Here is a 12,273-nt window from a genome sequence, read left to right as displayed (position 1 = left end):
CCCGCGAACCTTTTGTTACTTTCTTGAACTCAGAGGAATTTCTTATCTTTTGCCAGCGTACAATAAGTTTTAGATATTATTTTCGGTAAGCTTGAGCAAACATATTATGTCCAAAAGCGCGTTTTTAACGCCATCCCAAGGTGCTGTTCCCTGTTTACTAACGACATGGGAAACAACCGAAACTGAGCTCTATTATTGGCTGGTAAAGCAGACAGCAGACGAGTCCGTCGCAGCAGATTTACTGCAAGAGACCTTTTTGAAAGCCCTGCAACAGCAGCGCTCGTTTTGCGATATCGACAACCAAAAAGCGTGGCTTTATCGGGTCGCACGCAACTTGTTAGTCGATAGTCAGCGCCGCGAGGGCAAGCGAAGCCATATCGATATTTCAGACATCGAACTGGTCTGCGAGGAAGTTGAGACGCCCACCGTTGATAAACTTTGCCAGTGTCTGCCCAAAGCCTTGAACAAACTGAGCACCCGCGATCGCGCCATCATTACCGAATGCGATTTGCTCGGTTGCAGCCAACAACAATTTGCAAAGCAGCATCAACTGACGCTGACTGCCACAAAATCTCGCATTCAAAGAGCCCGAACCAAGCTAAGAGACGTCTTGTTGAAACAGTGTCATATCGTGTTGGATGAACAGCAAAAGGTAAGCTCATTTCATCCTGATGAGCATTAAATGACTCCCTTCACCAGTAAAAATGCCCTCGCTGACTAAGCAAGGGCATCAATTAGGCGGCATAAAACATAAGATAGACTTTTTGTTCGACAGTGGGGTTTTATCTGAGAATTCGTGGCATAAAGCGCGCAAGTCCGAACAAACTTAACCACATCAGAGAGATAAGCCCGACACTACCGCCTCCTGATGAAGACGTGGTAGAAACCGTACTGTCGTCATCAGACGATGAGGAACTTGAGCTACTGCTGTAGGCAGAACGTTTCGCCTCCGTCGCAGTGTATTTAGCCGTGACGGAGCCATTAACAACGTTAGCGATCCAATCAGCATAGTCTGCGACTTCGGTAAACACGCCCGTCACACCACTATTGGTTAAACCAACGCCACAAGTTGATGGACCAAAACTGGTCACTCCGATTTGTAAGCGACTTTCAGTGGTATCGTATATCGGTCCACCAGAATCCCCAGAACAAACACCAGTGGTTAAACTGCTGGAACTACCAGAAGAGATACCCGCGAAACAGAGCTGGGTATCGTGGATATTCGCCAAATCCGTTGCACAAACCGAGTTAGAAACATAATCCATTTCGGCAGAAAGCAGGTAATTACTGGTCGTGCTATTGGTCGACGTCTTGCCATGACCCACTGCGATAAAGGTGTCTGCCGTACCACGATAATCTTCATAGCCTTGGCTTGGCAAATTGGCGTAATGACCAATATTCAAACTTGATGCCAGCTTGACCACCGCAATATCGTTAGGCCATAGATTAGTTGAAGAGTATTGATAGTCATCTGGATAATAGACAGATTCCGCCTGCACATATGTCGCGTTATTTGGAAAATCCGATAGCGTGTCCACTTGAGCAACGACGGTATACAAAATGTATTCCTCATTAGGCTCACTATCATCATCCGTAACACAGTGCGCAGCAGTCAGAACATGCGTTGCATCGATCATCGTACCGCCACAGTACATTCCATAAACGTAACCCGTTGAATACTCGCGGTAATAAAACAGCGTGACATAATCGGGGTAAGCCGATGCAGTGGTTCGAGAACCATCAGTAATATAAGTTGATAAATCAGATGCCAGCGCCGCTGCGCTCGACATACAAAGAGTCACAAAGAGAAAAATGGTTTTCATCAACATATTCCGGAAATTTGCCCATCGCGAGGACAAAGACTCAACTCAGTCATCACTCTTTGGCATGGTGGTTTAGTGGTTTTTAAGCTCACGGTGTACTACTCACGAATGATAACTATCCCATCCATGTCGGTTCTAAAAAACATGCTTACTTAAAACATAAGCATCAATTTTCTTAAACGCTAGTTTACATCTCTTTTCCGACGTTCATCTATGAGAGCTAAGTCGCTTAACGCACTGATTGTATACCGCCCTCATTAGCGACAACGCATTAAAATCCTATTTTCAGTGATTTATGTGATCTTTTGCTGCGTCCTTTTGCCCCTTGATACGTCTTAGAGACAAGTAATCAATATCGCCAAGAGATGCACCATGCTTGAGCTGTTCACTCTGCTTGCTAATTGGGTCACCTATGATGGGTTGGGATTTGCGCCCAACACTAAATGGGCTGATGCGGTGCACTTTTTTATCGAAGACACCAGTAAGATCATTACGCTATTGATCATCATGATCTACGTGATAGCCCTACTGCGCGCCTCTTTGAATGTGGAAAAAGTCCGCGGCTACTTGGCCGGCAAACGTCGTGTCATCGGATACTTGTTAGGCAGTTTCTTTGGTGCAATCACCCCGTTTTGCTCCTGTTCAAGCATTCCGGTGTTTCTCGGCTTCACCTCGGCGGGCATTCCATTGGGGATCACCATGGCGTTTCTTATCACCTCGCCTCTGATCAATGAAATCGCAGTGTTACTTTTGCTTGGCTTACTCGGCTGGAAATTCACCCTGATTTATATCCTAGTTGGAATGACGATTGGCATATTGAGCGGTGGACTACTTGACCTATTGAACGCGCAGCGCTGGCTACAACCTATTGCTACCAAAGCAAAAAACAGGGTAAACCGCACCATATCCACCGATGATATCGGCGCGTCACTGACTTTTTCTTATCGGCATCAATTTGCCATAACAGAGATGAAATCCATCGTCGCAAGAGTGTGGAAATGGGTATTTATCGGCGTAGGTATCGGCGCTGCCCTACATGGATTTGTCCCTCAGGGGTGGTTAGAAAACCACTTAGGAGAAGGTCAATGGTGGTCAGTTCCGGCTGCCGTCGTCATTGGCATTCCACTTTACTCGAACGCGACTGGGGTTATTCCGATCATGGGAAGCTTACTGGAACATGGATTACCTATCGGAACCACACTCGCTTTTTGTATGAGCACGGTTGCGGCCAGTGTTCCTGAATTTGTGATGTTGAAACAAGTGATGCAGTGGCGCTTGCTCGCGATGGTGTTTGGGCTACTGCTGATCGCATTTACCCTCATGGGTTGGCTATTTAATCCGCCTTTTTGGCAAATCTAGGAGATAAACATGAAACTATTTAAAGTGTTAGGCTCTGGCTGCGCCAATTGTACTAATACAGCCAAACTAATTGAAAAAGTCGCTCAACAACAAGGCGTGGCAGTCGATATAGAGAAAGTGACTGATTTAGAAACCATCATGCACTTTAACGTGATGTCTACTCCCGCAGTCGTGCTTGACGATAAGCTGGTGCATTCGGGCAGCATTCCCCAAGTGGCCATGATTGAGTCTTGGCTTCAGGAATAGAAAACCGCCAACATAAAAACAACAACAAGGCAAATTGCTAGCGATTTCCTGTTCAAGTTTCTGGGGAGGCACTTGAACAGGCTTTTTTTATTTGGGCTCGCTGAATAAAAAGTGATAAATGAAAACCACCCGTAACGGTGTGTGTCCTCATTAGGTTGTGATAGAGACGAAAAGCTAACCACACTCGTCAATTAACCACACTCACCAATAAAATTTACTAAAGGGTCACTCGTGACCATTTATCCACTACTTAGAAAATATGTGAGAAATTAAATGAGCTAGTGCGATATCTGCTGCGTATCTTTATCTGGTGACTTATCGTCAGGTGCCGTCGTTGCGGAAGAATTGTTTTCAGATGATTTGCTTTTCTCTATCACATTCTCTAACTGTTGCAAAACCAACGTATAAACCTGCTCTGATAATAAGCCAGCCGCAAAACCTAAGATGTATAACGGTTCAACTCTCATCATTTCAATCCCTGAATTAGAGATGACGGAATGAGTAAGCATGTCGATTAAAAATACCGCCATTGCCAAAAACATACCTAACAGCGGTCTCACAAAATAAGCGATTAACGACTGATCCGTCTCTGCTTTTAAAAAGCCTTTCAAAAGAAAGACGAGGCTACCGAATGCCCCAAGAACAAGCATAATAAAAAAGTCGTTGACCAATTTTACTTTGAGATCCAAGGAATCATTTTTCAACCTTTGCTGTTTCACATAATTAACCGCAAGCTCAGGCAGTGTCACTTGATCTTGAGACATCAAATCATGAAATGGCTTGGGGAGAATATCTCGGCTTATCGTGTCTTTCGTGGGATCGATACTTTTATCTTGAACCACCGCAATAAAGTGTTCATCAATCGCATCAAATAAAGCATAGTAATACGCTTTTCTCATCTCTTCGGTCATATGGGTATCATGAGCGATCACGTTAGCATCAATCCAAGTAGGAATAACTTTGTTCAGGGTGCTTAACAACGTATGAAACGAGGTCACAGGATCAAAATCATACAGATATCCAACGGCAGTACCATCAAGCTCAACTCGTTCTGAAGTTAGTGGTGGATCAACCCACTTGCCAAATTCGCGAGCGGCAGAGTCCAAAATACTCGAAGCTTGCCCGCTAAAAGCGATGGATGCTAGAAAGATAAGTGCGCCACTCCAACACATGATCACTAACGATTTAATCATTATTTTGATATATGCCATTTTCCATTTTGACCTTATATCCATCACACCAAATTTATAGTGACTTTGAAATTTAAACATAACGTTTATCTCTATAAAAATGCGTCATTCCGATTTTCAATAGATATATCTCTATATATCTTCACTCCGATTCCGTAAATGTAATCACTGACCAAAGCAAAAAATTAAACATAGAAATCGAGTATCGCCATATCAATTTGTAGTCAAGCTAGATCGTTCCTACAAGACCGACCCACAAGTAACCCTAAATTTATTATGACTTTTTGACTTAGGTAAAATAAATAAGTAACGAGATGTAAATACAATGGAATGCATATATGAGTAAAACATATAGAGATACAACGTATAGACAGGTAATTGGCACCCAAACTTTGTGCTCTCTAGTGGTGTGTGTCCTTGTAAGAAAGCAAGAAGATATGGCTATTAATCACATCGATTGGTCTTATGGAGCTTTTTGATGAAATGCACAGCCCCATCTTCAGTCAGCAATCACCATAAGCTGCTGCTGACTAAAGAAATTTGTGGGGCAAAAAGCCAGACAATCGGAGATAAGGAGAAAAACAGCTACGCTCGAGTACACTACACTTAATGAAGAAATTACACTTAACGAAGAACTAATGGTGTGTGTCCTGCTAATTCAATGCCTTTTCAGTAGGTAGCGTGTGTTTTATCACTCAATAAGTTCATTACCTGAACGTTGCCCAGCGGCAAATGCGAGCACGCTGTCGAGAGTCGACTGAGCAATATTGTTAAGAGCTTCTTCAGTCAGAAACGCCTGATGTCCGGTGAACAATACGTTATGGCAGGCTGATAAACGACGAAAAACGTCATCAACGATCACATCGTTTGATTTGTCTTGGAAGAACAGGTCTTTTTCATCTTCATACACATCCAATCCCAAAGCACCAATTCTGCCCTTTTTCAGTGCTTCAATTGCTGCTACGGAATCGACCAACTCACCACGGCTGGTGTTGATGATCATGACACCGTCTTTCATTTGATCGAACGCTTTGCTATCGAGCAAATGGTAGTTCTGCTCAGACATAGGACAGTGAAGCGAAATCACTTCACTGTTTTTAAATAGCTCTGGCAAAGTCACATATTCGCAGCCCAATGCAACGGCAGCAGGATTTTCAAACGGATCAAAGCACAGCACTCTCATTCCCAGTCCTTTCAAAATACGAATGGTCGCCAAGCCGATACGTCCTGTACCGATGATCCCAGCAGTACGGCCGTAAAAATTAAACCCAACCAACCCCTCAAGGTTAAAGTTGGCATCACGTGTTCTCTGATAGGCTTTATGAAAGCGACGGTTTAACGCCATCATCATACCCACAGCATGTTCAGCAATCGCTTCTGGTGAATAAGCAGGAACACGTGTCACTTGCATTCCAAGCTTTTTCGCCGCTGCAAGATCGACACGGTCATAACCGGCACAACGCATAGTAATAAGACGTGTGCCCCCATGATAAAGCTGGGTCAACACACTTTCGCTCAGATCATCGTTAACAAAGGCACAAACGACTAGGCTACCTTTAGCCATTTGGGCGGTGGTTTCAGTAAGGCGAAAGTCATGGAACTGAATGCTAAACTGATGGTTATCAACAACATGGTTAAATGATGCGATGTCATATGATTTTGCACTAAAAAAAGCAATGTTGATCATGGAACTCTCCTGAAGGCGTTACCAATGTCGGTATGAATAACAGCATTGGCTTAAAATTTAGGAATAAATAGTCTTAAAACTTGCTTTGCCACATTGTCAGTTCAAACACTTAGGGATGATAGCCCCTTATCGGCGACTCACTATATCGGTTATGGTCAAACGCCTATATTTTGTGCGTTGTAATGGGTTAAACATCGGTACAGTGACTCAACTCATTACAGGCTATTTGACCATGCTGACCGGCAAAAATCACGATTAAATTTTTACTCGAAACGCTTCCAAGTCGGTAATCACGTCGCTATAAGCAATTCATTAATAGGACAAATAGACACTCACACTAACTGATATGCACAAAGTCATTTTAATAAAGGGCGAGAGCCATAGAAACTCAGTGAAAGGAGATATGGTAAAACACTCACCGCATCTTATTTGAGGTAAAGATGCGGTGGTAATGTGAAAAGCAGGCAGAAAGGATGAGTTAAAACATAGTGTTATTGTTGGCAGATTTTTCAGGAACGGGTTGGCTTACATCCCAGTGCTCAACAATTTTGCCATTTTCCAATTTGAATATATCGACAATCGCAACGCCTCTTTCGCCAGGTTCACGCACCGCATGAACATGCAAAATCACATAGTCACCATCCACAAAGCTGGCTTTGATTTCGCTATGAGACTTAGGAAACTTATCACGTAAAAAGGTCACAAAACCACGGAATCCTTCAGGACCATCCGCCGCATTAGGATTGTGCTGCACATAACGATCACCGAGATATTTTAACGCCTCGTCGGCGTCTTTCTTGTTCAGTCCAGCTTCGTAAAAATTAAGCACCGTTTGAAGATTTTGTTGTTTTTGAGAGAGTTTTTCGCTCGCTAAAGCAGCTGAACTGAAATTGAAAAGTAATACAGAGATAAATAACGTTTGAAGCATCTTACGCATAGGCACATCCTCAAGAGATTTTTCTTCCACAACATAGCAATATCAAGACTCACCTCGATGAGCTTGATTTGATTATGCAAACACATGCTCTTTTAAAGAGCGCTTACAGTGTGCCATCACAACTAACTTAATGTAAGTACTAACGTTTTTGTAAGTGTAAAATCGTAACCAGCAGAAGGAGATCAGAACTTAAAAGCGTGTGTCCCCGCAAAAAAATCACGTTCTAACCTCAATCATCGTAACTAACAATATTGGTACTTATTTGATTAAAAACTGCCTGGCTTGACCACTGAATCACCGCATTGTGTGACGTTAAGCAATCTATGAAACCGGTTTCTTGAATATATTGCTCTGCCATCCGCCATCGCGTTTGTCATTTATAACGAGGAATAGTATGACCCACAATCTTAAAGGTCAGTGCATTGCAGAGTTCTTTGGTACCGCATTGTTCATCTTCTTTGGCACCAGTTGCTGCAGCGCAGTGCGGCTAGCCGATACCGGATTAAACTCATGGGAAATCTGTATGGTATGGGGATTTGCCATCTCTCTTTCCATTTATCTCACTGCAGGAATATCGGGTGCGCATCTAAATCCCGCAGTCACCATCGCCTTCTGGCTATTTGCCAACTTCGAACGTAGAAAAGTGATTCCCTATGCCCTTTCACAACTGCTAGGAACATTTTTTGGCGCGGTGATGTGTTATTACTTCTATCAGGATCTTTTCACCGCTTATGAAAGCCTGCACCACATGGTGCGTGGCTCTTTAGACAGCCTCTATCTCGCCAGCATTTTTACCACCTTTCCGCATCCCGCGATCAGTGTGAGCCATGCTTTTATGATTGAAGTGATTCTCACCGCCATCATGATGTGTGTGATGATGGCGATCACCGATGACGGCTATGGCGTACCTCGTGGGCCATTAGCTCCGCTGTTGATGGGCATTTTGATTGGTGTGATTGGCGGTGCGGCTGCACCTTTAACAGGTTATGCGATGAATCCTGCGCGCGATTTCGGTACGCGCTTCTTTACCTACATCGCCGGATGGGGAGAGGTAGCAATGACTGGTGGGCGCGATATTCCTTATCTCTTCGTGCCGATTATTGCCCCTGTCATCGGCACCTGTTTAGGTGCCATTGCGTATAAAAGTTTGATCGTAAAATACTTCCCAAGCCCCTATGTGCAAAAACAGCAACAGCAAGAAACACTGGATACTCCATTGAAAAAACTGGTGTAGTTTCCAACGAAAAATGGCAATCGCAGAAACAAAAAAACCTAACGAGTACGGCGTGTGTCCTCGTTAGGTTTCCATATTTTAAACGCTCAATATTCATTGGGCGTTTATAGCAACAATCCAGCAACCAACCCAGATTTTCAGGGGGATGCCATTAACAGCTTAGGATTTGACCTTTTTCTTTTTGCCGTATTTGGCGTTGTACGCTTTTTTACTCAGCTTTCTATCTTGCTCTTCTTGGTCATCTTTGGATGCCCGTTTTTTCAAACGAGACCATAGGAAGAAACCGTAGAGCACACCACATAAAATCCAAATGATAGAGGCTTTAAGCAAGTAGCTACCAGTGAAAATGTTTTCAACACCCATGTTGTAAGTCAAAACAGTTTCTAGGATAAAAACTGGTACGGTAAACAACAAGATACCGCGGATACCAATGAATTTATAAATACCTTGCTGCTTTGCTTTTGCCCAGCGTAATTGATCAGGCGTTTTCATCTTATCTATGTTCCTAACATCATAATTTATCGGTAATTTACCTCATCACCATAAAAAATTTAAGAGATAAGATCAAACATCTGCACATTGCTGCCCGTTTGGGCGCGATTCTTATGCCATGAGGTTTAGGGCATTGCTGACAAGTAGCCAATACTTAACGGTGATTCGTCTTAATCCACATTGACACCATATTCGTTTGTTAAGTTGAGTGATTAACTCAATTTAATACTCTTAATTTCATAAACAAATTCTGGCTCGACTGCATATTCAATTGCTTTATCCCATAAGGGATCCGTTCGATCAGAAAGATTTTTAGCGAGTGCTTTAATTTCTGACGGCGCATCTGATCTGAAATAATTTTTGTTATCACGGTTTTTATCGTAACTAACCCCTGTGATATTGAAATTTATTGCCTTTACACTTTTCTTTTTTTGTTGCTCTATATCTTTATGAGCGGTTTCCCAAGTAATTGCACGTATAGCTAAGTAGTAATCATGCTCTCTAAATCTACCATTTTCCATAAACTCTGACTTTGGTGGGTATTGAGGCTTTAATTTTCTTTTATAGAGACGACCAGTTACGAATTTAAAGTGTAAATCGCCATCGGATATTTTACATTGATAGCTATATTTAATTTTCCTGCTGTTACTAATATCGATCCAGTGATCTTTTGCTTTTTTTAGATGCTTTTTAACAAATAAAACTGCTATAGCTTCCTCGCTTGCTGCATATTCTAGGTACTTCTTTAGTAAGTTCTTATCCATATAAATAATTCTACTAACATTAATAATAAATTTATGTAGTATATTTTAGTTCAATTGGAACATGTTGTTATACATAAGGCGTACCGGCTGCGACACCATTCACATTTTTGCTTGGTTCTGTTTCCATTAGATACATATCCCAACATTCTTTCACGAAGGCTTCCCGAGCTTTACCCAACGATTCATGTCTACTCAGTACCTCAAAATGTCCACGCTCTCCATAACCAAATAACCATTGCCCATGATCTTCAACGATATAAAATTTATCATTACCGCCGCTAGCACCTTCCTCTAAAATACTTTTAGGAATGCCAAATTCCTTTGTATACTCACATAGCTCTTCATAAGTCACATCTAAAATAGACTTAGGATCTCCTCTTTTATACCAGTCTTTGGCAAAGAACTCTAATAGCAAATAGGCTACTCTCATCCTCAAAACAGCTTTAATTAATTCCGATTTACTAGGAAGTTTCATTTAATATGCCTAACGCTCAATTGACTGTGTGAGCTACGCATAATTCCTTGCTCCTTAAATATCGAACGAACTACGAACCCCAAATGCCACCGTTATGAGTCACGGTTACACTTGGCTCATTGCTAGTTGCGTTCTATCCAAGTTTGCGGAACTGAAACTACATTCAGCTCGTAGGATTTAGGTGTATATACCTTATTTTCTTCAGAAAGATAAACAACTGCAACATCACACGCCAAAATAGACTTAATTTGTTCCATACAAATTAGCTGTGATTTTGAAACACGATCAGTCTCTTTCTTAACTTCAACAAACATAACCGATCCGTCCTCCTTATAAAGGAAAAGATCTGGCTCCCCTGAAGTTAACCCTTGCCTTAAAGATTTAAACATCGCTAACCTAATTGGGTGCATATACTTGGCAACCATTGCTCGCCCATGTTCATACTTATCATTATTGGGCTCCCAGTCTCCAAGTGCATAAAATGCTGTACCCTCCCAACCTAGTTCAAGATATTTAGTGAGAGCATAATACTCGCCAAAATGATAATGAGGTTGATTATATACATCTTGAGGTACTAACAATGAATCTGGAATCCAGTCTTTTTTACCTTCTTTCCAAGCATCCAGAAGTACCTTGGGGTAGGTAAAGACTGTTTCGCTGAGTACAAATTTCATTGGATTTCCTTTATTTAACTGATGTTCGCACAGTTGATAACTAAGAGCCCTAGTGAGTAGCTGATCTGATGCTTGATCTCTTATGAATAATGGTTACTTCAATTGACCAAAGTGCTTTTCATAAGCACTCGCATTTCTTTCTATTATTTAACGGCCATAAGTTCAATCAAAAAGAAGTTTTGGGATTGATTATTTCTATCATAGGCATAGGCGATGTATGGCAAAAGTAGTAAAAAGCTAATAAATGCACTTATAAGAACATATTCCCTACTTAATTTATTTTATTGTTTAAACTAATTATTGGTGTTAAATACGAAGTCTTGCTAACGTCTAATTCAATGGTGCATAAACACCAATATTTCAAAGAATAAATAACTTAAAACAAAGAATGCCGGATGCTATATGCATCCATTGAAATTTCTTGTTAGCAATCGGTCATGTGACAAAAAACAAACTCGGCTTCACCATCGAAGTTGAAGCCCTTGATTTCGGCAACTTGTTCAAATCCAAGATGCTGTAATAAGGACTGCATCTTGGTATTACTCACTTCTGTCGTCGTATACACCTTGTGCCAAGTTGCTTGGTCGATAGCAGCTTTTATCAGTGCCGTTGCGACCCCTTTACCCCGGTAATCTGGATGAGTGTTGACGATTGAAATCAGTGGCTTATTGAAGAATTCGTTGCACGTAAGCTTGGCATAGCCAACACACGAATTGGAGCCAAGATCTGCAATCAGTAACTCACCGCGTTCCATATCCATTCTGCGATCACCTGCAAATTCATCGAATTCTCGAAGAACTGGGTAATCACTGATTTTACTTTTTCTTATGCGCAATTCCATGCTATTTCCTTGAGATTGCTAACGCCCAATCAATTGCGCATTTCGCTGTAACCAAAGCGTTAAAAAAACTTTATACCGCAACTGCGAAGATTAACTTCGTCAATTGAATTGGCTTTTTATGTGTGATCACTGTAACTAATTGAGTTTTCATCACACCATTCTTTTAGTGCTCGTTTTGTTGCTAGAGCTTCATAGCTATACCATTGTTCAAGAGCACCGATTTGTTCAAGTCGCTCTTTAAACTTTGAAAATGCACCGCGTTTGTTAAAGTAACTTCTGATTAATTCGTACTCTTCCGGAAAATAATTCTGAATAAATTCAAGCACCATAGAACGACCAAGATTTAACTCATGAGAATTCGGAATTTCTAAATAACGCGCACTATTAATGTTTTCTGGTGCTTCTTCATCAACACCATCACCAAGATAAAATATATTACCGGTTTCTTTATCCAGATATGCTTCTGCGCTAATTATTGAACCACCAGATACAAAATCTACTGCTAGTTCCAGATTATCTAGATCAATTTTCACTTTGTACTTCTCCAGACA

14 protein-coding genes are annotated in these 12,273 nt (G+C 41.6%); 4 read left to right on the top strand and 10 right to left on the bottom strand.

The window, feature by feature from the left end:
• The first annotated feature begins 106 nt into the window (after window positions 1-106).
• Window positions 107-682: a sigma-70 family RNA polymerase sigma factor gene (locus tag OCV11_RS20775; protein WP_261897912.1), complete on the top strand. Its 576-nt coding sequence runs from the start codon at window positions 107-109 to the stop codon at window positions 680-682.
• Between the two features lie 100 nt (window positions 683-782).
• On the opposite strand, the gene OCV11_RS20770 is transcribed toward OCV11_RS20775, so the two are convergent.
• Window positions 783-1,823: a S1 family peptidase gene (locus tag OCV11_RS20770; RefSeq protein WP_261897911.1), complete on the bottom strand. Its 1,041-nt coding sequence runs from the start codon at window positions 1,821-1,823 to the stop codon at window positions 783-785.
• A gap of 372 nt (window positions 1,824-2,195) precedes the next feature.
• Here OCV11_RS20770 and OCV11_RS20765 point away from each other — a divergent pair, with 372 nt between their 5' ends.
• Window positions 2,196-3,182: a permease gene (locus tag OCV11_RS20765; RefSeq protein ID WP_261897910.1), complete on the top strand. Its 987-nt coding sequence runs from the start codon at window positions 2,196-2,198 to the stop codon at window positions 3,180-3,182.
• A gap of 9 nt (window positions 3,183-3,191) precedes the next feature.
• The gene (locus OCV11_RS20760; RefSeq protein WP_261897909.1) at window positions 3,192-3,428 is read left to right on the top strand and encodes a thioredoxin family protein; all 237 of its coding nucleotides are present in this window, start codon (window positions 3,192-3,194) and stop codon (window positions 3,426-3,428) included.
• 278 nt (window positions 3,429-3,706) lie between these two features.
• Here OCV11_RS20760 and OCV11_RS20755 read toward each other — a convergent pair whose 3' ends face one another.
• From OCV11_RS20755 to OCV11_RS20745, 3 genes are all read right to left on the bottom strand, one after another.
• The gene (locus OCV11_RS20755; protein WP_261897908.1) at window positions 3,707-4,699 is read right to left on the bottom strand and encodes a hypothetical protein; all 993 of its coding nucleotides are present in this window, start codon (window positions 4,697-4,699) and stop codon (window positions 3,707-3,709) included.
• A 610-nt stretch (window positions 4,700-5,309) separates the two neighbouring features.
• Window positions 5,310-6,305, bottom strand: coding sequence for a 2-hydroxyacid dehydrogenase (locus OCV11_RS20750; RefSeq protein ID WP_261897907.1), 996 nt, complete (start codon window positions 6,303-6,305; stop codon window positions 5,310-5,312).
• 478 nt (window positions 6,306-6,783) lie between these two features.
• Window positions 6,784-7,242 (bottom strand): nuclear transport factor 2 family protein, encoded by a 459-nt coding sequence (locus OCV11_RS20745; RefSeq protein WP_261897906.1) that lies wholly within the window; start codon window positions 7,240-7,242, stop codon window positions 6,784-6,786.
• 394 nt (window positions 7,243-7,636) lie between these two features.
• On the opposite strand from OCV11_RS20745, the gene OCV11_RS20740 reads away from it, so the two are divergent.
• Complete coding sequence (locus OCV11_RS20740; RefSeq protein ID WP_261897905.1) at window positions 7,637-8,476, top strand: MIP/aquaporin family protein; 840 nt, start codon at window positions 7,637-7,639, stop codon at window positions 8,474-8,476.
• A 159-nt stretch (window positions 8,477-8,635) separates the two neighbouring features.
• Here the strand turns inward: OCV11_RS20740 and OCV11_RS20735 are convergent, their stop codons facing one another.
• From OCV11_RS20735 to OCV11_RS20710, 6 genes are all read right to left on the bottom strand, one after another.
• Complete coding sequence (locus OCV11_RS20735; RefSeq protein ID WP_261897904.1) at window positions 8,636-8,968, bottom strand: hypothetical protein; 333 nt, start codon at window positions 8,966-8,968, stop codon at window positions 8,636-8,638.
• 212 nt (window positions 8,969-9,180) lie between these two features.
• Window positions 9,181-9,732: a hypothetical protein gene (locus OCV11_RS20730; RefSeq protein WP_261897903.1), complete on the bottom strand. Its 552-nt coding sequence runs from the start codon at window positions 9,730-9,732 to the stop codon at window positions 9,181-9,183.
• 67 nt (window positions 9,733-9,799) lie between these two features.
• On the bottom strand, window positions 9,800-10,207 hold the full coding sequence (locus OCV11_RS20725; protein ID WP_261897902.1) for a hypothetical protein: 408 nt from the start codon (window positions 10,205-10,207) through the stop codon (window positions 9,800-9,802).
• Window positions 10,208-10,329: 122 nt separating this feature from the next.
• Complete coding sequence (locus OCV11_RS20720; RefSeq protein WP_261897901.1) at window positions 10,330-10,881, bottom strand: VRR-NUC domain-containing protein; 552 nt, start codon at window positions 10,879-10,881, stop codon at window positions 10,330-10,332.
• Between the two features lie 424 nt (window positions 10,882-11,305).
• Window positions 11,306-11,722, bottom strand: a complete 417-nt coding sequence (locus OCV11_RS20715; RefSeq protein ID WP_261897900.1) for a GNAT family N-acetyltransferase — start codon at window positions 11,720-11,722, stop codon at window positions 11,306-11,308.
• 116 nt (window positions 11,723-11,838) lie between these two features.
• Entirely contained in the window at window positions 11,839-12,255 is a 417-nt protein-coding gene (locus tag OCV11_RS20710; protein ID WP_261897899.1) for a UPF0158 family protein, read from the bottom strand.
• Between the last annotated feature and the right edge of the window lie 18 nt (window positions 12,256-12,273).

The organism is Vibrio porteresiae DSM 19223 (assembly GCF_024347055.1).
In the GTDB taxonomy this organism is placed as follows: domain Bacteria; phylum Pseudomonadota; class Gammaproteobacteria; order Enterobacterales; family Vibrionaceae; genus Vibrio; species Vibrio porteresiae.
This window is presented reverse-complemented; position numbering and strand designations above follow the sequence as displayed.

Bases quoted from the DNA above. Each gene is read 5' to 3' on its own strand.
- OCV11_RS20775 (WP_261897912.1), top strand. From the start codon at position 107: ATGTCCAAAAGCGCGTTTTTAACGCCATCCCAAGGTGCTGTTCCCTGT.
- OCV11_RS20770 (WP_261897911.1), bottom strand. From the start codon at position 1,823: ATGAAAACCATTTTTCTCTTTGTGACTCTTTGTATGTCGAGCGCAGCG.
- OCV11_RS20765 (WP_261897910.1), top strand. From the start codon at position 2,196: ATGCTTGAGCTGTTCACTCTGCTTGCTAATTGGGTCACCTATGATGGG.
- OCV11_RS20760 (WP_261897909.1), top strand. From the start codon at position 3,192: ATGAAACTATTTAAAGTGTTAGGCTCTGGCTGCGCCAATTGTACTAAT.
- OCV11_RS20755 (WP_261897908.1), bottom strand. From the start codon at position 4,699: ATGTTTAAATTTCAAAGTCACTATAAATTTGGTGTGATGGATATAAGG.
- OCV11_RS20750 (WP_261897907.1), bottom strand. From the start codon at position 6,305: ATGATCAACATTGCTTTTTTTAGTGCAAAATCATATGACATCGCATCA.
- OCV11_RS20745 (WP_261897906.1), bottom strand. From the start codon at position 7,242: ATGCGTAAGATGCTTCAAACGTTATTTATCTCTGTATTACTTTTCAAT.
- OCV11_RS20740 (WP_261897905.1), top strand. From the start codon at position 7,637: ATGACCCACAATCTTAAAGGTCAGTGCATTGCAGAGTTCTTTGGTACC.
- OCV11_RS20735 (WP_261897904.1), bottom strand. From the start codon at position 8,968: ATGAAAACGCCTGATCAATTACGCTGGGCAAAAGCAAAGCAGCAAGGT.
- OCV11_RS20730 (WP_261897903.1), bottom strand. From the start codon at position 9,732: ATGGATAAGAACTTACTAAAGAAGTACCTAGAATATGCAGCAAGCGAG.
- OCV11_RS20725 (WP_261897902.1), bottom strand. From the start codon at position 10,207: ATGAAACTTCCTAGTAAATCGGAATTAATTAAAGCTGTTTTGAGGATG.
- OCV11_RS20720 (WP_261897901.1), bottom strand. From the start codon at position 10,881: ATGAAATTTGTACTCAGCGAAACAGTCTTTACCTACCCCAAGGTACTT.
- OCV11_RS20715 (WP_261897900.1), bottom strand. From the start codon at position 11,722: ATGGAATTGCGCATAAGAAAAAGTAAAATCAGTGATTACCCAGTTCTT.